The organism is Halalkalibacter oceani (assembly GCF_040544555.1).
Taxonomy (GTDB): Bacteria; Bacillota; Bacilli; order Bacillales; family Bacillaceae_D; genus Halalkalibacter; species Halalkalibacter oceani.
On record NZ_JBEPKD010000001.1, the window covers coordinates 526279 to 549669 of the forward strand.

Annotated in this window: 21 protein-coding genes and 1 riboswitch; of the genes, 1 reads left to right on the top strand and 20 read right to left on the bottom strand. The window is 49.1% G+C overall.

Annotation, left to right across the window (positions count from 1 at the left end; all coding sequences use genetic code 11):
• Positions 1-85: 85 nt before the first annotated feature.
• The 5 genes from ABMB67_RS02635 to ABMB67_RS02655 all read right to left on the bottom strand — a co-directional run bounded on the left by ABMB67_RS02635 (position 86) and on the right by ABMB67_RS02655 (position 4314).
• Positions 86-352, bottom strand: coding sequence for a stage VI sporulation protein F (locus ABMB67_RS02635; protein ID WP_251222412.1), 267 nt, complete (start codon positions 350-352; stop codon positions 86-88).
• A gap of 92 nt (positions 353-444) precedes the next feature.
• Positions 445-1494, bottom strand: coding sequence for an NAD(P)H-dependent glycerol-3-phosphate dehydrogenase (locus tag ABMB67_RS02640; protein ID WP_251222413.1), 1050 nt, complete (start codon positions 1492-1494; stop codon positions 445-447).
• Positions 1495-1513: 19 nt separating this feature from the next.
• Complete coding sequence (gene plsY, locus ABMB67_RS02645) at positions 1514-2143, bottom strand: glycerol-3-phosphate 1-O-acyltransferase PlsY (RefSeq protein ID WP_390188838.1); 630 nt, start codon at positions 2141-2143, stop codon at positions 1514-1516.
• Between the two features lie 116 nt (positions 2144-2259).
• On the bottom strand, positions 2260-3573 hold the full coding sequence (gene der, locus ABMB67_RS02650) for a ribosome biogenesis GTPase Der (protein WP_251222414.1): 1314 nt from the start codon (positions 3571-3573) through the stop codon (positions 2260-2262).
• A gap of 129 nt (positions 3574-3702) precedes the next feature.
• Positions 3703-4314, bottom strand: a complete 612-nt coding sequence (locus ABMB67_RS02655; RefSeq protein WP_251222415.1) for a YphA family membrane protein — start codon at positions 4312-4314, stop codon at positions 3703-3705.
• A 105-nt stretch (positions 4315-4419) separates the two neighbouring features.
• On the opposite strand from ABMB67_RS02655, the gene ABMB67_RS02660 reads away from it, so the two are divergent.
• Positions 4420-4554, top strand: a complete 135-nt coding sequence (locus ABMB67_RS02660) for a YpzI family protein (RefSeq protein WP_251222416.1) — start codon at positions 4420-4422, stop codon at positions 4552-4554.
• Positions 4555-4724: 170 nt separating this feature from the next.
• Here the strand turns inward: ABMB67_RS02660 and fni are convergent, their stop codons facing one another.
• The 15 genes from fni to prsW form a co-directional block, all read right to left on the bottom strand.
• On the bottom strand, positions 4725-5759 hold the full coding sequence (gene fni / locus ABMB67_RS02665; protein ID WP_354571022.1) for a type 2 isopentenyl-diphosphate Delta-isomerase: 1035 nt from the start codon (positions 5757-5759) through the stop codon (positions 4725-4727).
• A 14-nt stretch (positions 5760-5773) separates the two neighbouring features.
• Complete coding sequence (gene rpsA, locus ABMB67_RS02670) at positions 5774-6922, bottom strand: 30S ribosomal protein S1 (protein ID WP_251222418.1); 1149 nt, start codon at positions 6920-6922, stop codon at positions 5774-5776.
• Positions 6923-7021: 99 nt separating this feature from the next.
• The gene (locus ABMB67_RS02675; RefSeq protein ID WP_251222419.1) at positions 7022-7603 is read right to left on the bottom strand and encodes a lysophospholipid acyltransferase family protein; all 582 of its coding nucleotides are present in this window, start codon (positions 7601-7603) and stop codon (positions 7022-7024) included.
• A gap of 1 nt (position 7604) precedes the next feature.
• The gene (gene cmk / locus ABMB67_RS02680) at positions 7605-8279 is read right to left on the bottom strand and encodes a (d)CMP kinase (RefSeq protein ID WP_251222420.1); all 675 of its coding nucleotides are present in this window, start codon (positions 8277-8279) and stop codon (positions 7605-7607) included.
• 141 nt (positions 8280-8420) lie between these two features.
• The gene (locus ABMB67_RS02685) at positions 8421-9092 is read right to left on the bottom strand and encodes a flagellar brake protein (protein ID WP_354571023.1); all 672 of its coding nucleotides are present in this window, start codon (positions 9090-9092) and stop codon (positions 8421-8423) included.
• A 507-nt stretch (positions 9093-9599) separates the two neighbouring features.
• On the bottom strand, positions 9600-10949 hold the full coding sequence (gene ypeB / locus ABMB67_RS02690; RefSeq protein WP_354571024.1) for a germination protein YpeB: 1350 nt from the start codon (positions 10947-10949) through the stop codon (positions 9600-9602).
• A gap of 20 nt (positions 10950-10969) precedes the next feature.
• Positions 10970-11947, bottom strand: coding sequence for a spore cortex-lytic enzyme (gene sleB / locus ABMB67_RS02695; protein WP_390188839.1), 978 nt, complete (start codon positions 11945-11947; stop codon positions 10970-10972).
• Positions 11948-12156: 209 nt separating this feature from the next.
• A complete protein-coding gene (locus ABMB67_RS02700; protein WP_354571025.1) occupies positions 12157-13077 on the bottom strand; it encodes a VanW family protein in 921 nt (306 codons plus the stop codon).
• Between the two features lie 212 nt (positions 13078-13289).
• Positions 13290-13463 carry a hypothetical protein gene (locus ABMB67_RS02705; RefSeq protein WP_251222424.1) on the bottom strand — a complete coding sequence of 58 codons (174 nt, stop codon included), beginning with the start codon at positions 13461-13463 and terminating at the stop codon, positions 13290-13292.
• 15 nt (positions 13464-13478) lie between these two features.
• The gene (locus ABMB67_RS02710) at positions 13479-15434 is read right to left on the bottom strand and encodes an aconitate hydratase (RefSeq protein ID WP_354571026.1); all 1956 of its coding nucleotides are present in this window, start codon (positions 15432-15434) and stop codon (positions 13479-13481) included.
• Positions 15435-15602: 168 nt separating this feature from the next.
• Positions 15603-19055: a methionine synthase gene (gene metH / locus ABMB67_RS02715; protein WP_354571027.1), complete on the bottom strand. Its 3453-nt coding sequence runs from the start codon at positions 19053-19055 to the stop codon at positions 15603-15605.
• 28 nt (positions 19056-19083) lie between these two features.
• A complete protein-coding gene (locus ABMB67_RS02720) occupies positions 19084-20922 on the bottom strand; it encodes a bifunctional homocysteine S-methyltransferase/methylenetetrahydrofolate reductase (protein WP_251222427.1) in 1839 nt (612 codons plus the stop codon).
• 16 nt (positions 20923-20938) lie between these two features.
• A complete protein-coding gene (locus ABMB67_RS02725; protein ID WP_251222428.1) occupies positions 20939-22051 on the bottom strand; it encodes a methionine biosynthesis PLP-dependent protein in 1113 nt (370 codons plus the stop codon).
• An 89-nt stretch (positions 22052-22140) separates the two neighbouring features.
• Positions 22141-22246, bottom strand: a riboswitch (SAM riboswitch).
• Between the two features lie 83 nt (positions 22247-22329).
• Positions 22330-22491, bottom strand: coding sequence for a hypothetical protein (locus ABMB67_RS02730; protein ID WP_251222429.1), 162 nt, complete (start codon positions 22489-22491; stop codon positions 22330-22332).
• A gap of 21 nt (positions 22492-22512) precedes the next feature.
• A complete protein-coding gene (gene prsW / locus ABMB67_RS02735) occupies positions 22513-23160 on the bottom strand; it encodes a glutamic-type intramembrane protease PrsW (RefSeq protein ID WP_251222430.1) in 648 nt (215 codons plus the stop codon).
• Positions 23161-23391 lie beyond the last annotated feature (231 nt).

Genomic DNA, 23391 nt, shown 5'->3' on the forward strand with positions numbered 1-23391 from the left:
AAATGAACAGCCCTATTGTAATGTTCGTTCGTTACTACTATATGCACTAACCGCTAGTGTGCTTCGTCAGCAGCCTATCCAGCCGTTATTTTTTATTGAACATCTTCGCAAGAGAAGCAAAGTCAGTTGGCATGTTGTTGTTAATAATCGCATTCACAATCTGGTCTTCTTTTTCCTTTGAAACAGGTTTATTTGCAAGCTTTGCGACTTGGGCAATTAACTGCCTTACAGTTGCTTCGTCCTGAAGATTGGCCTGGCTGACCGAGTTGGCAAGCTTGAGGAGTTCATCTGGCTTAACACTCGTCTTTTTTTGAATTTGATCCATAATAGATGGGTCATTTTTCTGAAACATGCGGCACCCTCCCTCATTCGTAATCACCATATCGTATGCAGGCTGAAGGGAGGTGGTGCCTTAATCGCCCAGGAAGGGGGAAATCTGGTTATTTAGCTCTGACGATACGCCGCATCGACGATGTCAGTGTGCAGCTGTTCAACCTCATGCTTTTTCACCCGACCCATCAACCCTTCGGCCGCATCCTTTGGCTGTACACCATCGAATAAGACCGCATGGAGCGAAGCGGTAATCGGCATATCGACACCGCATTCTACGGCGAGCTCATGAGTAGCCTTCGTCGTCTGAATTCCCTCGACGACCATTCCCATCGAATCGAGCACCTCATCGAGTGTTTTTCCTTCGCCAATCAGCTTACCGGCGCGAAAATTACGCGAATGAATGCTCGTGCATGTCACGATTAAGTCGCCTAAACCGGACAGCCCGGCAAAGGTTAATGGATTGGCCCCAAGCTTCACGCCAAGACGGGCGATTTCCGCCAGCCCGCGTGTCATAATCGCCGCTTTTGGATTATCTCCCATTCCGAGACCTTGCGTTAAGCCGCAAACAAGGGCGATAATGTTTTTCAGCGCCCCGCCAATTTCAACGCCAATTAAATCAGGGTTCGTATAAACGCGAAAACGCTGATTCATAAACAAATCCTGGGCGAACTCGGCTGCCTGATGACATTTGGACGAAACGGTTACCGTCGTCGGCTGTCTCTGACTCACCTCTTCGGCATGACTCGGTCCCGACAGCACAACGACTGCTTCAAGCAGCTCGGTGCCTCCCATTTCCTCTTCAATCATCTCCGAAATCCGCTTATGCGTGCCTGGTTCGATCCCCTTGCTCGCATGGATCATCACAACCTTTTTTTTCAGTACCTTTCGCAGCTCGGCAACCGTCTCCCGCATCGCCTTTGTCGGCACGACGAGCAGAATTGCATCTGTATCCTCCACAGCCTGTTCCATCGAGGCGCAGCCAACAATCGTCTCAGAAAGCGTCACACCTGGCAAATAGGATTCGTTCGTGTGACGCTGATTGATTTCCTCAATTTGTTCTTTCCGCCTCGCCCACAGACGCACCGCGTGTCCGTTGTCAGCCAGGACCATCGCCAGTGCGGTGCCCCAGCTTCCTGCTCCCAGTACGGAAATCGTTCCCATTATAACCCCTCCTCTATTCTTATGCTTTCTTGCCCAGCTTACTCTCTGTTCCATTGATAAGGCGTGCCAGATTTGTCCGGTGACGCCAAAGCGATAAAATGGCGACAATCACTGTTAAATAGACATATAGAATAGGATAATCATAAGTATGAATAAGGACGTATGTCAGCACTGGTGTTAATACTGTAAATAATAAAGAACCGAGCGAGACAAACCGAGTGATGAAAATACTGGCGATCGCCAGCAAGCCGGCAAACAAAGCCGGGAAGAAGACAAGTGTAGCCAGGACACCAATTGTCGTCGCTACTCCTTTACCTCCCCTGAACCCGTAATAAACAGGCCAGTTATGGCCAAGAATCGCCGCCAGTCCAGCCAAAGCCGGAAATAGACCGGACTGATCAGGAGCGAGCAAAATGCCGAGCCAGACCGCCGCGATTCCCTTTACAATATCCAAAGCGAGGACGGCAACCGCCGGGCCGACCCCAAGCACGCGCAACGTATTCGTCGCTCCGGCATTGCCGCTGCCGTGCTGGCGAATATCGACTTTCTTTATTTTTTTGGCGATGATGTAACTGAAACTGATCGAGCCTAATAAATAACCACTTACAATAATAAAAATAAGAGCAATAACGATAAATCCGTCTCCCACGCCATTCTCTCCCTTTCATTTATATCGGGCCAATGGTTTTGTACGCTGCCGTGATCGTCCGAGTGGAGCAGATCGAGCAGCGGACATCTCCACTGCTGCTTCCCCTAATTGTCTGCTTAGAGATTTTTCTTTCGTGCAAAAATTTTAATCGGCGTTCCTTCAAATTCAAATGTATCTCGCAAACGGTTTTCCAAATAACGCTGATACGAAAAGTGCATCAATTCCGGCTCGTTGACAAAAAAGACGAACGTCGGCGGTTCAACAGCGACCTGCGTCACATAGTTAATCCGCAGCCGTTTCCCTTTATCTGTCGGCGTCGGGTTCATCGCCACCGCATCCATAATCAAATCGTTAAGCACATTTGTCGGCACGCGCAGATGATGATTCTCCGAAACCTTCTTCACCATTGGCAGTACGTGCTGCAGACGCTGCTTCGTTTTCGCCGAAACGAATAAAATCGGCGCATAGCTCAAAAACAGGAATTCGTCCCGCAGCTTTTGCTCAAAATTCCGCATCGTTTTATCGTCTTTTTCAACCGCGTCCCATTTATTGACGACTAAAATAACAGCCCGTCCCGCCTCATGGGCATAGCCGGCAATTTTTTTATCCTGCTCAATCAAACCCTCTTCGGCATTGATCACAACAAGGACGACATTGGAACGTTCAATCGCTTTCAATGAACGGAGGACGCTGTATTTTTCTGTATTTTCATAGACTTTGCCGCGCTTCCTCATCCCGGCCGTATCAATTAACACATATTCCTGCCCGTCTTTTGTAAAAGGCGTGTCAATCGCGTCGCGCGTCGTTCCTGGAATATTGCTGACAATGACCCGCTCTTCTCCGAGCATCGCATTGACGAGCGAGGATTTGCCGACATTCGGACGGCCGATTAAAGCGATTCTGATCGTATTCTCATTGTACGGATCGCCTTCTTCCTCAGGAAAATGCTTGATCACTTCATCGAGCAAATCACCAAGCCCGAGACCATGTGAGCCCGAAATCGGGAAAGGATCGCCGATGCCCAACGAATAAAATTCATACAGCTCCTGCTGCATCTCCGGGTTGTCAACCTTATTGACGCCAAGCACGACCGGCTTGTCTGAGCGGAATAACAGCTTCGCCACTTCCTGATCCGCAGCTGTAATGCCTTCGCGCCCGTTCACGATAAAAATAATAACATCCGCTTCCTGGATCGCGACTTCCGCCTGCTCGCGCATCTGAATCAGCAGCGGCTCGTCACCAAGCTCGATTCCTCCTGTGTCAATAATATTAAATTCCCGGTTCAACCATTCTCCTTTGCCGTATAAGCGATCTCTCGTCACTCCAGGCATATCTTCAACAATCGCCACCCGCTCACCAACGATCCGGTTAAAAATCGTTGATTTCCCCACATTTGGACGGCCGACGATTGCAACTACCGGCTTTGTCATCGTGTTACACCCTTTCTGCTTTCCGATACTACAGGAGACGCTACTCCCTAGAAAAAATCCCCTTCAGTCCAGATTTTCTCCATCATAACCTTTTTATATTACTTGATTTACTGGAACTTGTCGACCTCTCTACGATGTTTTTTCAAGTGAAGAAAAAGGCCGTCTGATCGTCATCTCCTGCACAAGACGCATGACTCCTTTTACGGTCAGCAGAATGCCATAAAAAAAGACAGTGATGGCGACAATGTCAAAAAAGTAAAGACTTCCCGTCACTTCCTGCAAGTGAAAAAACTGCTGTAACACGAAATGAAAAACAAACTCCCCTTGCAGCAGGCCGGACACCGCCAGCAGACAGCTGCGCGGAATATGACGGACGAACAAACAAGCCAATAAAAACGCAATACCGGCACTCATCCAGCGCGTATCGAGCAGCTCGATCACCGGATCAAAAATCAGCATCAGACGGAACGCTCCGTAGGCTGCTGCAATTGTCCAGGAAACGACGAGAAAGAAGAAAATCGTCCGCCAGGAAAAGCTTCTCATTTGCCAACATACATAAGCAATCATCGCCGCAAAGACCACGGATACCGACATCCCCGCAACCGAAAATGTCAACGGCAGGCAAGCAAGCACCAGCAAAAGCAACGCCGCATTTACGAGCCGTTTCGTTGTTTTTTTCTGAAAAAACGTAATCACAATCCACAATAGCCAGCCAAACCAATAAATAAAAACTCCGTCCACTGCTCTCACCTCCTCCCCCATTATCGCCGGATTCAGCTTGTTTTAACCCTTTCTGCATAATTCACCCGCCGCGTTGGGCAAGCTAATCAAAAAGGAGGCGAGCCAATGGGAAAAGACCGGCAGGAGAAGAAAAACAGGCAGGCGAAACGAGTGGAATCCGACCGCGATCAAAGCCTGGATTACCCTGGTGCAGCAAAGCTTGAATCACCGGAAGACGCCAGACAGAACCAGCGCCGATAAAAAAAGCTTGAGGAAAGGGCTGGTTTTCCCCTTCCTCAAGCTCTATGCGAAGTCTAAAAGGTTGGTTTTCTCTTTTGCCTCCCTTTGCGCGAATAAAAGGATCGCTCTTGGCCGTCAGCTGGAACAAAATCACCTCCAGCTGGCTTTTTTAACGTTGCAGCCGCTACGGATTAAATCGTTAAACTACGCTGCACCGCCCAATGAAAGGTTTTCCCGCTGATTACTAACGGGGTATCCCGCAGCTGCAGCGGACTTTCTGCATCAAGGGCTGCCAGCAAAAAGCGCAAGTCCTCCTGCAATGTACGAATTTCTGCAATCAGAGCATCCTGTCCTGACTCGGTTAACACGCGGAGGAAGTGACCGGCAAAGCCGCATGCCGCAGCACCGAGCGCCAGTGACTTCGCCATCTCAAGGGCGGTCTGGATCCCGCCTGAAGCAATCACGGCGATGTCGCCCTTTGCCTCCCTCGCTTCAAGCAGGGAACAGGTAGTGGAAATGCCCCATTCATCAAAATACGCTAATCTGCGCTCACGTCGCTCATTTTCGATTTTCGAAAAGTTCGTCCCGCCAAAGCCGCCGATATCGACGGCCGCCACCCCGCAATCGACGAGACGGGCGACGGTTTCCTTACTCATGCCAAAGCCGACTTCTTTGACAATCACAGGAATATCAAGAGCCTCGACAATCGCCGTAATTCGTTGCCACGTACCGCGGAAATCACGATCTCCCTCCGGCATGACAAGCTCCTGAATCACGTTGACATGAATTTGCAGAGCATCCGCCTCAATCATTTCAACCGCTTTTTTCGCCTGGTCAACCGTAGCCTCGCTGCCGAGGTTGGCAAAGACTAGGCCATGCGGGTGAGCTTGACGAACAATTCGATAGCTTTGCTGCTGTCCCGCTTCTCGTAACGCCGCCATTTGCGAGCCGACAGCCATGCCGACTCCTGTTTCCGCGGCGACTTCCGCCAATTGACGGTTGATCTCTTCCGTCCGCAGTCCTCCGCCCCCTGTCATCGCATTGATAAAAATCGGTGAACTTAACGTAAGTTCACCGATTTGCGATGTGAGAGAAATGGCATCGACATGCTGCTCAGGAATGCTGTTATGGACAAACCGAATATCCTCAAATCCATGAGTGCGGGCCTGCCCGGTTACAAGCGCATGGTTTAAATGATCAAGTTTCCTGCTCGCTCTGCTGCTCATCTCATCACCTGTAATTAATTTTTATATTTCTTTAACTGGTCGCCAATCATATCTCCCAATGAGAATCCGCTTGGCTCATCATCCTTCGCTTCATAAGACTGATAGTCGTTTTCGCCTTCATCCTCAAGCAGTTCACGGATGCTGAGCGAAATCCGCTTATCTTCAAGATTAATATCAAGCACCTTCACCTGAACCGTCTCGCCTTCTGTCAGCACCTCGGAAGGAGAACCGATGTGACGGTTGGCAATTTGCGAAATGTGAACAAGTCCTTCGACACCAGGGGCCACTTCAACAAACGCGCCGAATGTAACGAGGCGGCGGACCGTTCCTTCAATCACATCGCCAGGTTTGATCTGACCCGCAATCTGCTCCCACGGCCCCGGAAGCGTTTCTTTAATTGAAAGCGAAATCCGTTCGCTATCCGGATCGACGGAGAGAATTTTCACATTGACTTTATCGCCTTCCTGAACAACATCAGACGGCTTTTCCACACGATGGTGGGCCAATTGCGAGATATGTACAAGACCATCGACTCCACCGACGTCAACGAACGCACCGAAATCCGTTAGACGCTGAACAGTTCCTTCCACAACATCACCGGCTTTAAGAGATTGAAGAACATCTTTCTTCTTTTCTTCTTCTTCCATATCAAGCACAGCACGCTGTGATAAAATCAATTTGTTGTTCTCTTGATCCAATTCTGCAATTTGCAGACGAAGCGTACGACCTTTATAATCAGAGAAATCCTCGACAAAATGTCTTTCTACCAGGGAAGCAGGAATAAATCCACGCACTCCTAGGTCAACGACAAGACCGCCTTTTACGACCTCGGCTACTTCCGCTTCAATAATCTTACCAGACTCAAATGCTGCCTGAAGCTCTTCCCATGCTTTCTCAGCCTGCACAGCACGCTTCGAAAGGATCAGCTCGTCATCCTCGACTTTAAGGACTTTTAATTCGAGCTCATCGTCAACTGAAAGAACGTCACTGACCTTCTCGACATGCAAGCTCGATAATTCACTGATTGGAACAATGCCATCCACCTTAAAGCCGACATCGACAAACGCTTGTTTATCCTCGACTTTTGTTACCTTACCAGTTACTACTTCACCTACCTCGAAGGACTTCATTCCTGTCACTTCATTGTTCATTTCTTCGACCATTGGCTTTTGCCTCCTTCAATACCCGCAGTCTAGTCGCGGATCTCGCTAATATATTAAAAATCTTTCACGCTTGCGAAAGAAATTTTACGAACGGTTTCTCTACTTATGCTCTTCCATTAACTGTCCGATATGCTCCATAATATAGGCGGTTGCCTCCTCGGCAGAGCGCTTTTCCTCACGATAAGCGGCAAAATCGATCGGTTTGCCATAGACCAGCTTTAATCGTTTCTTGCGTTCATACGGGCCGATGATCGCGCAAGGAATAACGGTCGCCTCGGTTCGTAACGCAAAGAAGCCGGCGCCTGCCATGCCTTTTCCAAGCACGCCATCCTTACTTCTCGTTCCTTCCGGAAAAAGCCCGATCATTTCGCCGTCTTTCAGCAGGTTCATCGCCCGCCGCAATGCCTGCTTATCACTCATTCCTCTTTTTACAGGAAAGGCGCCAAGCTTCGGCAGCAGCCCCTTTAATACCGGTTTTTCAAACAATTCCTGTTTGGCCATATAATGGATTTGTCTGTCAATATAGGCCCCGAGCAGTGGCGGATCGAAATTGCTGATATGATTGGCGCAAAGCAGAACTCCCCCTTCCGACGGGATATTCTCCTTGCCGACGATTTCAACTTTGTAAGAGCTGGAAAGGAAGCATCTGCTAACAAATTGACCCAACTGATATAAGCCCATCTTATCGTGTTCTCTCCTTTACCAGCTCAATAATCTTTGCGGCCACCTCTTCAATCGAAAGGTTCGTGGAGTCAATCTCTACGGCGTCATCCGCTTTCTTCAGCGGCGCGAACGCTCTTGTCGAATCAAGATTATCGCGCCTGGCAATCTCTTCTTTCAGCTGTTCAAGGCTGGATTCCATCCCTTTCGCCTGCTGCTCTTCAAATCGCCGCCGCGCTCGTTCTTCCACTGAAGCAGTTAAAAAGACTTTTATCTGGGCGTCCGGCAGCACGTATGTCCCGATATCCCGGCCATCCAGAACGGCTCGTCCTTGCTGCGCAAGCTGACGCTGACGCTCGACCATTTCCTTACGCACCAATTCATGACTTGCCACCAGCGAGACATGGGCTGTAACGTCATTCTGCCGTATTTGCTGCGTAACATCAGCTTCATTCAAATATACGTTTAATTTGTTATCTTCATTTGAGAGACGAATCGTCGTTTCATCCAGCAGCTGCCTCAGCCGCTCCCCGTCGTTTAGATCAATTTGTGCTGCGATCGCTGCCCAGGTCAGAGCACGGTACATCGCTCCCGTATCGATATATAAAAAGGATAACTGCTCAGCAACAAGCTTTGCAACCGTACTCTTTCCTGCGCCCGCAGGTCCATCAATTGCTATTTTCAATTTCTCATCCATTGACATCTACACCTCATACCATTCAACCAAACACCTTTTTCAAAAGAATAAAGGGAGCTTAGAGCGTTTTCACTACTATCTTATCACAAGAAGCGATGACGGTCTAACGAAAGGTCTGAAAAAAAGCGTGACCACAAGCTTCTATCCTTCTTTTTTCTGACGGCGCATGTTCAATTGCTTTTCAAAGCAATAGCGGATGATTTTCTGTCGTTCGGCGTCGTCCATCTCGGTAAATTGCAAAGAAACTCGTTCAGGCGCTCCGGGCTGGGGCGTAAAAACGCGGACGATCTTCGCCGGCCCCTTTACATAATCGATTTCGCCTGATTGCATCGGCAACACGAACCAGAGACTGACCTCTCCTTCTTCCGGAAGCGACTTGCCCTTTGGAATGTCGATGGCACAGCCGCCGCCGCTAAGATCAGCTGTCACGGAGACAAAGCGCTTCTTGCTGTCCGCCTGAAAATGCAGCGCCACATTAACCGCCGCTTCGACACGGGCATAATTTCTGCGCTGAATCCGCTTGTAACCTGCCTTCCCCGGATCTTTAAGGCAAAACATCGAAATATTCCCTTTTCTTCTGCCGACAAGTTCTGTTTCAAACACATATTTCGCTTCATCCCGCCCGATGAACCAGGCATCAAATGCTGTACCGGTTTTGAAAATACTCGCCGTGTTCGTCAGCTCGCTTAACAGTTCATCAACAATTAACAAATTATCATCGCGATCAATAAGCCGGCAGTGAAATTTTGTCTCCACCTCCTCCTCATTGCAATCTTTTCGTTCCAAAAAGATCGTCGAGCCAATATTAATCAAGCAGCACTCCTCCTTTTTGATATCCTTCTTTCTCCATTATCGCATGAACAAGGAAAAAGAAGAAGCACGATATGCTTCTTCTTTGTTAATAGTCAGGGTTTGGCTCTTCGACCTCGCTGCCGGGAGGGGGGGCACGCTTTCCGCAGGCAGGCGTTGATCTGAAAAAACCGCGGCATGGCACTGGAGAAACAACCAAACGAAAAATGCAAAAGAGGCTGTGAGTGGAACCGCCACGATCTTTTAAAGCCCGTTGTGAGGAAGCTGCTGAAAAAGTGAAAATCGTACTTTTTCAGCAGCTTTTTCGTAATGAGCGTAGCCGTTGCCTGATTTTGAAAGCCTTGCTACGAGTGGGTTTTTCGTAGTAAGGCGCGCAACGCGCGGAGCCATTACTCTTCTTCGAGTTACGGAAAAAGAGGTTTTTCAGTGGCCTCGTTGTGAGTGGGTTTCTCACAACGGGCTTGTGGCGTGTGAAGCCATTGCCACTAGCTCTTTGTCTCCGGTCTGATTTTATGAAAATTGATACACAGGCTCGGTTCCGTCAAGGCGTTCGACCTTTTCTTCCTGGCCATCCTCGGCATTAATAAAGATCCGGTATGTGTCCTGGTCAATGACACCGAAAAACTCATAGCACAAAACTTCATCTTTCAGCTCATTTTCAATTAACGCTACATGACTTTCCATTACTTCAAGCCTTGGATTAAGACGCTCCTCGGCCTCCGCTTTCGTAATCGCAGGTTCCGGGATATTGCGCTCTTTATGGTTCAGCAAGTAATCCTTGGCTTCATAGCCGAGAATATCGCCGTCATCAAGCGCTACTTCAAGCGTAACCGTATCCGGATAGACGCGGACATTCCCTTCGACGTAGGCGAATTCAAGCATCCCTATCGAATCATATTGCTTGCTGTCGATCAGCTGCATCCCTTCCTTGCCGGTCCGCTTCAGGAAGGCTTTTCCTTTTTCAACCGCTTCATTCAGGCTGAGCCGCTGTTCCTCGATTTGTCTGTCCTGCAAAAACCAGATCGGCTCCCCACCTTTTACACTCATATCCATATAATAATTCGTTTCATGCTCTGGATCGTCGATCACGATCGTATAAGCTGGATATTCAAGCCCATCTCCGGTATCCGATACATGCACGGGCACATCCGGGCTCATTTCAAGATACTGGCGCGCAATTTTTTCTGCTTCCTGCTTCGAGATTTCCTTTCCGGTAAGGGCCTTTTTCAGTTCCCCATTCAGATCGTCAATCGCAGCAAGACCTGCGCCCCATTCTGTTTCACTGAAGCCTTGGACCGATTTATTCATCACTTCAAGATTATTGACAATCGTGTTATCGCCAGGTTCCTCGCTTGCTTCCAGCTCTTTTTCAAGATCGAGCCATTGATGACGGTTAGCAAGCATCTCCGCCTGAGATTTCCGCAATTCCGAACGGATATCCTTTGAGTGCTGATAAAGATGCGTCAATGTATCATACTCTTTGTCAGTCAGCGGCTCCTTTTCAAGGTCACGTATAGATGTTTGATAGCTGAAGCGGCCAAGCTTGTACAGAAATTCCTCCGTCTGCCCGAGATCAATCGAGTTCAGCGGAAGCTGCCCGATTTCTTCCTGCGCCAAACTCGTCACCCGCCACACTTCGGCTAACGCCGGCGTCAGCTGACGTCTCGTATTCATCGCCAATGTTGACCCGAGCTGATCTTCAATTTGATCAAGATGAAAAGCCAGCTCGTGAAATGCACGCTGATAATTGTTTTCCGCTGTGATCATTAAGGTCTGCTTTTGCCCCTGTTCCTGGAAGCCCCAGTACCCAAGGCCGACAACAGCAACACCTAATAGTCCAATGATGATATTTCTCAACATGATCCTTCACCTCCACTAATTTAATGACAGAAAATATGTTTTCCAATTCGCTTAATTTGTGGGCGTGTCCAGATCCAGCCGGATGTTGCGGTATCAGGGTTGAAATAATAAAGCGCATTTCCGGTTGGGTCTTGACCATTTAATGCATCAAGCACTGCTCTTCTTGCCGTTTCATTTGGCGTCAGCCAAATTTGACCGTCAGCGACTGCCGTAAAGGCTCGCGGTTCAAAAATAACTCCGCTGACCGTGTTCGGGAACGTGGGACTGTTCACCCGGTTGATAATGACAGCCGCTACGGCTACCTGGCCGACATACGGCTCACCGCGCGCCTCGCCGTATACGGCATTGGCCATCAATTGAATGTCATTATCGGAATAGCCTGGCGGAACATTTGTCGCTTTCTCAATATTGACATCATTGTCCTGTTGTTCCGGTGCTTCTTCCTCCGGCACTGGTTCCGCTGGCGGCTCCTGCTGTCCACCTTGCTCTGGCGTTCCTCCCGTACCAGGAGTACCACCTGTCTGTCCACCGCCTTGTGGCGCTTCAGCCTGTCCGCCTCCGCCCTGCGGCTGCCGGGTTTGGCCTTTTTTCTCGCTGCCTTTTGCTCCTTTTTGAATATGCTTTGGCGTTTGACCGTAATGGGTAAATTTACGTCCCTCCTGCAGCGCCTTCTGCACAAATGCTTCATCATAATCGGTCGACCGTTCCAGCATATTTTTCATTTCTGGGCCGACAAGCCCATCGATGTCGAGTCCGAATTCATATTGATAATTACGGACAGCCCAATAGGTGCTCCATCCAAATACACCGTCAATTTTTCCATTGTAAAATCCAATATACTGGAGCCGCGCCTGCAGCTCGACCACATCATCACCTGTCGCTCCTTGCTGAATGATCTGGTTTGAAAAAGCAAACCCCGGGCTGGCATGCCCTACTAAACCAATCGCAACGAGTACGACAATACATACCATTCTCCATGTAAACAGATCCCGCTTCATGATGAATCATTCCCTCCTTATGCTTTGTTATCTGTTTCATGACACGCCTTTTTTGGTCATGATTGATACAAATAGTGTTTGTTCCAGCCTTCTTTTTATACCATTCTTTTGACGAGACAGAAAAAAAAGCCTCAAAAAAGCTTGATCTCCAGCTTCTTTGAGGCTTCATTTCTATACAAGTTGATCCTGCGCCATGCAGCCGTACTTAGTTATAAATAACGTTGCGCCGTTTTGATGATCGCGATCAGCTCGCTTTTCTCCCGGTCGACTTTCATTTGAATCAAAACCGGATAGTCAAAGCTGTTGCGAAAGCGCAAATCGGATGTACCCCAGTTAACCATCGCATCTCTTCCTTCCGGCACATACGAAACAGGCAGCGAATGCGGATTGCGCTCAATGATTTCCATTCCGGCATCCAACGCGACATTATATAATGTCGTTGATGTTTGGCAAATTCCGCCACCGAGTCCATTGACGAAGTCGCCATCAACAATGACATTCGCTTCTTTATAGCCGCGCGCTTTTGTACGTTCCCCGACAATCCGGTTAAACGAAAAGATGTCTCCCGGACCGAGGACGACGCCGTAAATGCTCTTCGCTGAAAGCTCGATATTATCGACACGTCCGCTAATGGAAGAAGTAAACTTTGTCGCATAACGGCCGATCTCGACTTCATCGAGGCCGGCGACATCTTCTTCCGTGACGTTAATATAGGTTACTTCAATCGGAATTTCGAGCTGCCGTGTAAAATAACTGGCTTGCTTGATTTTTTCCACTAATTCCTCTTCTTTTAATACAACTTGAGGAACACCTGGCACAAACGTTCCATCATCGCGAACCTTGGCCGCTTTCATGCGCTGATCAAAGCCGTTCGGGCCTCGGGCCAATTCCTTCACCCACTCGCGCAGAGTCTCTTCAGAATCAGCAAAATCGCTTTTTCTGATCGTCATTAATACCTCCTGTTTGAGCGGGTTAATCAAGTCAATTTCTCTTTCTTCCAGCTCTTTTATATAGAGGTTTACCGCTTTTTTATTTGCCTCAGCAGCGATTTGCTCACTTCCATTGACCGTCGCCCCCGCACATCCGCTCGCCCCGATTAAAATCACACATAATAATAGTGCTTTTTTCAACTGTTCATTCTCCCTATCGTGGTGTCATTATAAGTACCATTTTATTACATCCTTATGAAAGAACCAATAGTGATTTAGGCCCTGAGTTCATCTTTTTTGCGAACTTTTTTACCATTTTTTCATATTTTCACAGCTTGTCTCACAATATTTTCACCGCAAAAAAGAAAAACCCGAGCTGCACTTTGTGCAAATCGAGCTTCTCTGTTTTTCCCTCAATCCAAAATCCGGTTGTTTTCATCAACGTTTAGCACGATGGAAGAGGCAGGATGCTCCTGCTGAACATATCCCTCACCACCGCATACTGTGCATGTATATTGCCATTCTTCATCATCAGCGAGCATTCCTGTTCCTTCACATGCTTTGCAAACATGGTTGCGGTCGACCATTTGTTTCACCCTTTCTTACGTGGTAACCTTTTGCTGCGCTTTCACCCAGTTGATTAATCCACCTTTGATCATCATGTCAATTTGCCTTGCTGACAGCGCATGCCTCACTTTGATGCTTTCTTTTTCTCCATTTAAACTAATGCTAAATTCATTTCCTTGTTGAATCTTATTCTTTACATCTGTAATCGTCAGGATATCGCCCTGCTTCAGCTTATCGTAATCCGCTTCATTAACAAAAGTGAGCGGCAAAATGCCGAAATTGACCAGGTTCTGCCAATGAATCCGCGCAAAATCCTTGACGAGGGCGACCCGCAATCCCAAATACCGCGGCGCAAGCGCCGCGTGCTCTCGGCTTGAGCCCTGACCGTAGTTAAAGCCGCCGATAATCGCGTGCCCGCCTTGTTCCACCGTTTTCCGCGCCCGCTCATAATACGTCTCATCGACAATTTCAAACACGAATTTGCTGATTTCAGGCAGGTTGCTGCGAAACGGCAATACGCGAGCACCGCCGGCCAAAATCTCGTCCGTTGAAATATTATCGCCCATTTTCAGCAAAATCGGGATTTCCAATGTATAAGGGAGCTCGTTCATTTCCGGAATCGAGGCAATATTCGGCCCTTTATATAATTCCACTTCCCGTGCCTGTTCAAGTGGTAATGGAACCGATAACAAGCTCTCATCAACCGTCGGCTTCCTTGGCTCTTTTATTTTCGGATAATCCATCTCCAGCGTGCGCGGATCGGTGATTTTGCCTGTCAGCGCCGAGGCGGCGGCGGTTTCCGGGCTGCATAAAAAGACGCTGTCCTCTCTCGTTCCCGACCGTCCAGGAAAATTGCGCGGCGTTGTTCTTAGACTGTTTCTTCCTGAGGCGGGCGCCTGTCCCATGCCGATACAACCGTTGCACCCAGCCTGGTGCAGCCTCGCCCCTGCCTGAAGCAAGCTGGCGATATGCCCCTCTTCCACTAAATCGGTTAAAATTTGGCGCGAGCTCGGATTGATATCATAGGAAACGCCATTGGCGACCTGTTTTCCTTTTACAATTTCTGCCGCAATCGCAAAATCACGATAGCCCGGATTGGCGGAAGAGCCGATATACGATTGATAAATCGGTTCCCCAGCGATATCCCGGACGGCGACGACATTCCCCGGGCTCGATGGTTTGGCGACCAACGGCTCCAGCTCCGATATATTGATTTCTTCATACCGGTCATAGGAAGCCCCTCTGTCCGCTTTCAATTCGATCCAATCTTCTTCACGGTTTTGTTGCTTCAAGTAACGTTTGATTTCGTCATCCGATGGAAAGACGGTCCCTGTCGCCCCAAGCTCGGCTCCCATATTGGCGATGACATGACGGTCCATCGCGCTTAAATGCTTTAATCCGTCACCGAAATATTCGATGACATAGCCGACTCCGCCTTTTACATCATGACGGCGAAGCAGCTCGAGAATCACATCTTTGGCGCTGACCCAGTCAGGCAGCCTGCCTTTCAGTTCAATGCCCCACACTTGCGGCATTTTCACATAAAACGGTTCTCCGGCAATCGCCATCGCAACGTCAATGCCTCCCGCCCCCATCGCCAGCATCCCCATGCAGCCATTTGCGCATGTATGGCTGTCGGAGCCGAGCAATGTTTTTCCCGGTTTCGCCAGCCTTTGCATATGAACCGGATGGCTGACTCCATTTCCCGGTCGGCTGTAATACAAGCCAAACCGCCGCGTCGCGCTTTCCAAAAACAAGTGGTCGTCCGGATTTTTGCTATCTACTTGAATCAAGTTATGATCGACATACTGCGCCGACGCTTCGGTTTTGGCATAGTCGAGCCCCATCGCTTCCAATTCGAGCATCACCATTGTTCCAGTCGCATCCTGCGTCAACGTTTGATCAATTTTCAAGCCAATTTCTGTGCCCGGCGTCATTTCACCAGACAAAAGATGGCCATCAATCAGCTTTTGCGTCACATTAAACGCCATTACGTTCGTCCCCCTTTGTACAAATCCAGCTTCACTTAGTCTGTTTTGAAAAGGGAAAATGTATGCTCCAGGCGGGAAATTCTTTTTTAAGGAAGCAAAAAGGAGTTTGAGTAACAAGGTTCGTTTACCTTTTTACTCAAACTCCGAAAATAGAAAGCTCTTTTCTTTTTAAGCCAGCACGTTAAAATAACGCCCTTCCGGATGGGAGAAGACCATCGCGGTCACCGATGCTTCGGGTTCCATCATGAAGCCTTCCGTCAGCTGGACGCCGATTTTTTCCGGCTTCAGCAAGGCAAACAGCTTCTCCTGATCCTCAAGATTCGGACAGGCCGGGTAGCCGAAGGAGACGCGCACACCCTGATATTTGGCGGAGAAGCGCTCCTCCATCGTCATGTCCGCCGAATCCGGAAAGCCCCAACGGTCGCGCATTTGCTGATGGAGACGCTCAGCAAAGCCTTCAGCGATTTCCAAAGCCGCGGCCTGCATTAGGTGACTTTCCAAATAGTCGCCCTCTTCCTTTGCTTTCTCCGCTAATTCACGGACACCGTGACCGGCGGTGACAGCGAGGAAGCCGACATAATCCATTTCACCGCTTTCTACCGGGCGTAGAAAATCAGCCAAGCAAAGGTACGGCTTCTGGCGCTGACGCGGGAAGCTGAAGCGCTCAAGCACCGTGGACGTATCTTCCGGATCATAAATCAGAACATCGTTGCCGTCGGCCTGTGCCGGGAAAAAGCGGTACATGCCGTGCGCGGAAATAATCTGTTCTGCCTTGGCCCGCTGTAAAAACTGATCAACCTTTTCCTTCAGCTGAACGGCCCGTTCGTCTTTCTCGGCGAGCAGACGGCTCACTTTGCCTTGTAAGCCGAGATGGCGGCCGAGCAACATTTGCATATTAATATAAGGCTCTAGATGAGAGAGCTTGTAATCGCGTAAAATATGAGTATCGAGGTCCGTCGGCGTAAAAATCGGACCATCCGTTTTCACCTCGGAGCGCACCGGAGCCTTTGCCGGATCATCCGGTTCTCCTCGTGTTCTTTCTTTCCGAACCGCGTCCTTTTTCGCCCGTGCTTCCGCCAGTTCTTCCGCCAGACGGGTCCGCTCGTCCGGATTGGCGAGACGGTTGGCGATTTCCAGCCCGTTCATCGCGTCCTTGGCGTAAAGAACCATTCCATCGTATTCGGCGGCGATCTTCGTATCGGTGAATTTGCGCGTCAATGCTGCTCCCCCGACCAAAATCGGAATCGAGATTTTCTGCTGGCGCAAATCCTGCGCCGTCAGCACCATCTGCTGCGCGGATTTGACGAGCAGCCCGGACAAACCGACCGCATCCGGCTTTTCCTTTTTAATCGCCTCAATCAGTTCAGTCGACGTCACTTTAATGCCGAGGTTGACGATTTTGAAGCCGTTGTTGCTTAAGATGATCTCCACGAGATTTTTTCCGATATCATGGACGTCACCTTTTACGGTCGCCAAAATGATTTTTCCTTTGCCGTTATCATCTTCCTTTTTCTCCATGAACGGTTCCAAATGAGCAACAGACGCTTTCATCACCTCAGCGCTTTGCAGCACTTCGGCGACGATCAGTTCGTTATTGTTGAACAGGCGGCCCACTTCATCCATCCCGGTCATCAGCGGCCCGTTAATAATATCAAGCGGGTCATCGTACTTCGCCAGCGCTTCATCGAGGTCCTTCGTCAGTCCTTCCTTTGTCCCTTCAACGATATAGGAAGCGAGCCGCTCCTCAAGACTAAGCGTGGAAAGCTCGACTTTCTTCTCTGCTTTTTTCCCGCGGTAAAAAGCGGTAAATTCAGCGAGCGTCTCATCTGTTGTTTCAAATAACAGCTTGCGCGACATTTCTTTTTCGTTATCTGAAATCGAGGCATAGCGTTCAAGCTTCTCGGTATTGACGATCGCATAGTCCAGCCCGGCCTGGGTGCATTCATACAAATAAACAGCATTCAGCACTTCGCGGCCGACCGGCGGCAAGCCGAACGAAACGTTGCTCACACCGAGAATCGTCAAACAGTCCGGCAACGCTTCTTTAATCAGGCGGATGCCTTCGACCGTCGCATTGGCGGAGCCGATATACTGCTCATCACCGGTTCCAACCGGGAAGACGAGCGGATCAAAAATGATATCCTCCGGCTTTAAGCCGTATTTGTTTACGAGCAGGTCATGCGAGCGTTTCGCGACCTCGAGCTTGCGTTCCGCGCTGACGGCCATCCCTTTCTCGTCAATCGTCCCGACGACCACCGCCGCCCCGTAGCGTTTGACAATCGGAATTACTTTTTCGAACCGTTCTTCCCCGTCCTCCAGGTTGATCGAATTGATGATCGCTTTCCCCTGAGAATACGTCAACGCTTTTTCAATGACGTTCTCATCCGTTGAATCAATCATCAATGGCACTTTCACTTTATTGATTACATAGCTTAAAAACTGTTCCATATCCTCAAGCTCTTCACGGTCCGGGTCAGCGAGACAGATGTCAATGACGTGGGCGCCGCGCTTCACCTGGGCCCGGGCGATTTCCGACGCTTCTTCAAATTTCCCTTCCGCGATCAGACGCTTGAACTTCCGTGAACCAATGACATTCGTCCGTTCGCCGACGAACAACGGACGCATGCTTTCCTCATAAATTAACGGTTCAATGCCTGAAACAGCATGTGGATGTTTCTCCTTAATCACGCGTGGGGCAAAGTCCTTCGTTGCTTCGACCATTGCCGCAATATGCTCAGGCGTCGTTCCACAGCAGCCGCCGACGATATTGAGCCAGCCCTTTTCCGCAAAAGCCGAAAGCTTTGTCGCAAGCGAGTCGGGCGATTCATGATAATGCCCTTCCTCATCAGGCAGGCCGGCATTTGGGTAGCAGCTGACATAGGTTGTCGCCAACTCCGACAGAGAGCGAATATGGTCGCGCATAAATTCCGGTCCCGTCGCACAGTTTAAGCCGACGACGGTCGGCTTCATATGCTCAAGCGATAAATAAAACGCTTCGATGTTTTGACCGGCAAGCGTCGTGCCCATCGGCTCGATCGTTCCTGAAACGATGATCGGCAGCTTTTTATCAAGCTCGGTGAAAGCTTGCTCAATTCCGATATAAGCCGCCTTGACGTTGCGCATATCCTGACTCGTTTCGAGCAGCATCACATCGACTCCGCCGAGAATTAAGCCACGAGCCTGTTCATAATAGGATTCAATCAGCTGCTCGAACGTAACACCGCCCGTCACCGAAAGTGATTTCGTCGTCGGACCCATCGCCCCGGCGACAAAGCGTGGCCATTCCGGTGTTGAAAACTCGTCAGCGACTCTGCGGGCAATTTCAGCTGAGACGCGGCTCAGCTCTTCTGCCTTATGACCGAGATCGTAATCATCAAGGACGATATTGGTCGAACCGAATGTGTTCGTTTCGATAATATCAGCTCCGGCCTGCAAATAGTCACGGTGAATCTTCTCAATGACTTCGGGCGCTGTTTCGTTCAAGTATTCGTTACAGCCTTCATATTCTTCGCCGCCAAAATCTTCCGCGCTTAAATTAGCCTGCTGGAGCATCGTTCCCATCGCCCCGTCAAGTACTAATATTTTTCGTTCCAATTGTTGTTCAAATAAAGACTTCGTCATACGCTTTAGTCCTTTCTCCTGATCCCTGCTACTGATTTTTAATGGATGCTGCCTTCGTCTTCGCTTGAATATAATCAGTCAGTTCAACGGTCATCTCATACCGTAAAAATGGCGTTATCAAATAAATGCCGTTAAAGAATGTTAGCGCCGTGTCAATTAACGACTTGGCAATCCGTATCCCTTCTTCCGCCGCCCGCTGACGGTCATCACCGCACCGCTCCATCGCGCTCCGGATTTCATCGGTTAATTTTATACCGGGTACTTCATTGTGAAGAAATTCAGCATTCCTTGTTCCGGTTAACGGCATGATCCCGATGTAAAGCGGCTGTTCGATATGCTTTGTCGCCTCGTACACCGCTTCAATTTGCGCTTCACTGTAAATCGGCTGCGTCATAAAATAATCGGCGCCGCTCTCGACTTTTTTCTCCATCCGCTGCACCGCTTTGTCCAAATGCCGGACATTCGGATTAAAGGCTGCCCCGACAGAGAAGGTTGACTTCTGTCCGAGCTCTTTTCCTGAGAAAGAAATTCCTTCGTTCAATTGCTTAATAAAGGAAATTAATTGAAAGGAAGTTACGTCATACACCGAAGTCGCCCCCGGAAAATCTCCTATTTTCGTCGGGTCGCCCGTCACCGCCAGCAGATCATCAATTCCTAAGGCGTGAAGCCCCATTAAGTGTGATTGCAGCCCGATTAAATTGCGGTCGCGGCATGTAACATGAACGAGTGGACGAGCGCCGATCTGCCCTTTCAGCATTGCTCCGAGTGCCAGGTTGTCGACACGCGGGGAAGCGAGTGAATTATCGGCCATCGTCACCGCATCGACGCTGGCCTGATGAAGCTTTTTCGCTCCTTCGATAAATCGGTCCGTATTAAGCTTTTTCGGCGGGTCAAGCTCGACGATCACCGACTTGCGCTGCTTCACAAGCTCAGGCAGCGGCGTATGCTCCGGCGGCAGCTCGATCCGCTTTTCCACACGGATAATCGAACGGACTTTTTTCTCCGTAATCGGTGCGAACCGTTCCTTCACCTCTTTGAATGCTGTGATATGTTCGGGTGTCGTTCCGCAGCAGCCGCCCAATAAGCGGACCCCCTCCTTGACGAACTTCTCCCCCATCGCCTTGAAATAGTCCGCATTCGACTGATAAAAAACGCGCCCGTCGCGATAATCGGGCAGACTCGCATTCGGGTACGCTGACAGATAGCCGTTCTCCGGCAGCGGAATCGATTCAAATGAACGCAGCATATGGAAAGGCCCCATCCGGCAATTTAAGCCGACGACATTCGCTCCGGCTGCAATCAGCTCACGAAAAGCATCCGCGACCGGGATCCCGCCATTCATCACGCCGATTTCTCCTAATGAAAGGTTAACAATGATCGGCAAATTCGTCCACTTTCTCGCCAGGGTTGTAGCCATTTTTGCTTCTTCAAGGTCATAAAATGTTTCAAGTAACAGGCCGTCGACGCCTCCTTGCAGAAGGTACTTCATTTGCTCGTTAAACGACTCTTCGATTTCCTGAAGCGACCATTCCTCCAGCTGAAAGCGGCGCACCCCGCCAATTGTGCCGACGACAAAGGTCCGTCCGTCCGCAGCCTGCTTCGCTAATGCAACAGCTGCCTCGTTGATGAGCTGAACCTGATTTTCCAGGCCGTATTTTTCGAGCTTTAAGGAATTGGCCGCATATGTATTTGTTTGAATCACATCGGCTCCAGCCTCTACATACTGCTTGTGGACCGCGATGATCTTATCGGGATTACTCAGATTGACTTCTTCAAAGCATTGATCAACCCCCTGCTCATACAGGAGGGTGCCCATTGCCCCGTCTCCTACAAGGACCTCATTTGCTAATCGTTCCAACAACTTCATTACGGGTCCCTCCTTTCTATTCCTTTGATGTCACAAAGTGAAAAGCTTGCTCCAGGTCTTTTATTAAATCCTCGCTGCGCTCAATTCCGACCGAAAAGCGCAACAGCCGGTTACAGACGCCATTGGCAATCCGAATGTCCTCGGGAATATCCATATGCGTCTGCGTCGCCGGATACGTCATCAGACTCTCCACTCCACCAAGGCTCTCCGCAAAGGAAATCAGTTTCAGCTGCTGCAAAAACGGGTTAACCCATGCTTCCTTTTTAATTCGGAAGGAAAGCATACCGCCTTTGCCTGGATACAGAACATCCGTTACCGCTTCATGCTCTTCAAGAAAAGCGACAACGGCCTTCGCATTCTCCTCATGCTTTTCCATCCGCAAAGCGAGTGTCTTCATTCCGCGGATGAGCAGCCAGGAGTCAAACGCCGACAGAGTCGCCCCAATGCCGTTATGGTAATAAGCGATCTTTTCACAGAGCTCCGTGCCTTTAGCTGCCACGAGACCGGCAATCACATCATTATGCCCGCCTAAATATTTCGAGGCGCTATGGATGACAATGTCGGCTCCTTTGACGAGCGGCTGCTGAAGCAGCGGTGTATAAAATGTATTATCGACAATCAGCAGCAATTGATGCTTCTTGGCGATTTCCGCCAAGGCGGCAATATCGGCTTCCTGCATTAACGGATTCGTCGGTGTCTCGATGAAAAGCGCCTTCGTCCGCTCATTGATTAATGACTCGAAATGCTCTAGGTTTCGCGGATCACCGTAAGCAAATGACAGTCCCCAGCGATTCCAGCCCTGTTCAAATAAACGATACGTTCCCCCGTAAAGATCCTGAGAGGCCAAAATCTCATCTCCCTGGGCGAACAGGGAAAATACCGTCTGAATCGCCGCCATCCCTGAACTACAGGCAAATCCGCGATCTCCTTCCTCAAGGGCGGCAATCGCCTTTTCTACGACTTCCCTTGTCGGATTTCCTGTTCTGGCATAATCATAGCCTGTCGACTCTCCGATTCCTGTATGACGATACGCCGTTGAAAAATAAACAGGCGTATTAATCGTTCCTGTCCGGTCTTCTGAGCGGTTTCCGATCTGTACTAGCAATGTCTCAAGCTTGTCTCGATTCATCTGTATACCTCCACCTTTACCAAATTATGAAAAAACACCCACTTCTTAAATTCCATTAAGAAGAAGGTGTTTGGTTATGAATTCGCTTCTTCTTATCTTTCAGATCATCGCGACCTGATGGAATTAGCACCTGACCATGAATGGCTGGTTGCTGAGACATCGTCGGGCCAGTCCCTCCGTCTCTCTTGATAAGAAATCGTATGTAAATGAGTTTTTCGTTTAATCAAAATTACAACAATTCAAACCATTTTGCAAGTGAAATTTTTTTCCTGAAGTATTCATTCCGGTGTTGCGTCAATATGCAAATGCTCCGCATTCCCACATACACAGCGCTTAAAACCGGTTTCATACTCGCCTGACTCGGTTCGTCTTCCTCTGAGAATATATTTTTCTCCACAGACCGGACAGCGAATGACAACGCGATAACGTCCTTCAGACATAATAACCACCTTTCTTACTTTCTATTGGTCCAATTGATGGGCACGTTTCACCTTCGTTAAAGCAAGCCACCATAACAAGAGCATAAATGGAAGCATCCCGATAATAAAATAGGTGTCGAACAACAGCAGAATGCTGTCATAGATACTGTGTAAGAGAATAGGAAAAAACAAGGCCAAAGTCAAATGCTTGGCTTTCGAGGCCCGCTCCAGCTTCGCCCTACCCATATAATACCCCATCAGTACACCAAATAACGCATGACTGGAGACCGGAAGAAGCGCTCTGCCAATCGCTGTTTCCAAGCCGTTTGCCAGCAGGTAGAGGACGTTTTCCAGACTGGCGAATCCGAGCGACAGGGCAACGCCAAAGACAATCCCGTCATATCTCCGCTTAAAATCGGCATGCTGATAGGCAAAGAAATACAATAAAAACCATTTGAAAAATTCCTCGATTACCCCATAGAGCACGACCGACTGGACAAGCAGATTTTCAAAGAACTGTTCCTCAATAAAAGCATATTGCAGCACCATTACGGGGAAAACAAGCAATACACCAATCAGAAACGTCCGAAAGACAAAGGCGCTTGTATAGGAACTGTAGTGGTTTCGTAAATAGAAATAAGACAACAATGCCATGCCAGGTGCCATCGCTGCCGTCACAATCGCAAACACGTTATCCTCCCTTTTCTCTATATCCTTTCGTTATGCCAGCAGGATCTTAGAGGATACTTTTAAGATCGTATGTTATCATAATAGAGGCTGGGGCAAAAGTAGTTCAACTACACGACGATCCGGACAAATTAGAGAGGACGCCACTACTCCTGATACAGAGATCGTTTCCGCGGAAAGCAGAAGTCTGTTTCACGAGCTGCATCATTTCTTTGTTCGGTAGTGCAGGGGCAC

Excerpts from the sequence above, each read along its gene's own strand:
- ypeB (WP_354571024.1), bottom strand. The coding sequence starts at position 10,949 with ATGTTGAGAAATATCATCATTGGACTATTAGGTGTTGCTGTTGTCGGC.
- ABMB67_RS02725 (WP_251222428.1), bottom strand. The coding sequence starts at position 22,051 with ATGAATCGAGACAAGCTTGAGACATTGCTAGTACAGATCGGAAACCGC.
- ABMB67_RS02720 (WP_251222427.1), bottom strand. The coding sequence starts at position 20,922 with ATGAAGTTGTTGGAACGATTAGCAAATGAGGTCCTTGTAGGAGACGGG.
- sleB (WP_390188839.1), bottom strand. The coding sequence starts at position 11,947 with ATGAAGCGGGATCTGTTTACATGGAGAATGGTATGTATTGTCGTACTC.
- cmk (WP_251222420.1), bottom strand. The coding sequence starts at position 8,279 with ATGGATGAGAAATTGAAAATAGCAATTGATGGACCTGCGGGCGCAGGA.
- ABMB67_RS02675 (WP_251222419.1), bottom strand. The coding sequence starts at position 7,603 with ATGGGCTTATATCAGTTGGGTCAATTTGTTAGCAGATGCTTCCTTTCC.
- der (WP_251222414.1), bottom strand. The coding sequence starts at position 3,573 with ATGACAAAGCCGGTAGTTGCAATCGTCGGCCGTCCAAATGTGGGGAAA.
- fni (WP_354571022.1), bottom strand. The coding sequence starts at position 5,759 with ATGAGCAGCAGAGCGAGCAGGAAACTTGATCATTTAAACCATGCGCTT.
- metH (WP_354571027.1), bottom strand. The coding sequence starts at position 19,055 with ATGACGAAGTCTTTATTTGAACAACAATTGGAACGAAAAATATTAGTA.
- ABMB67_RS02710 (WP_354571026.1), bottom strand. The coding sequence starts at position 15,434 with ATGGCGTTTAATGTGACGCAAAAGCTGATTGATGGCCATCTTTTGTCT.
- rpsA (WP_251222418.1), bottom strand. The coding sequence starts at position 6,922 with ATGGTCGAAGAAATGAACAATGAAGTGACAGGAATGAAGTCCTTCGAG.
- ABMB67_RS02640 (WP_251222413.1), bottom strand. The coding sequence starts at position 1,494 with ATGGGAACGATTTCCGTACTGGGAGCAGGAAGCTGGGGCACCGCACTG.
- ABMB67_RS02635 (WP_251222412.1), bottom strand. The coding sequence starts at position 352 with ATGTTTCAGAAAAATGACCCATCTATTATGGATCAAATTCAAAAAAAG.
- ABMB67_RS02660 (WP_251222416.1), top strand. The coding sequence starts at position 4,420 with ATGGGAAAAGACCGGCAGGAGAAGAAAAACAGGCAGGCGAAACGAGTG.
- ABMB67_RS02730 (WP_251222429.1), bottom strand. The coding sequence starts at position 22,491 with ATGTCTGAAGGACGTTATCGCGTTGTCATTCGCTGTCCGGTCTGTGGA.
- ABMB67_RS02705 (WP_251222424.1), bottom strand. The coding sequence starts at position 13,463 with ATGGTCGACCGCAACCATGTTTGCAAAGCATGTGAAGGAACAGGAATG.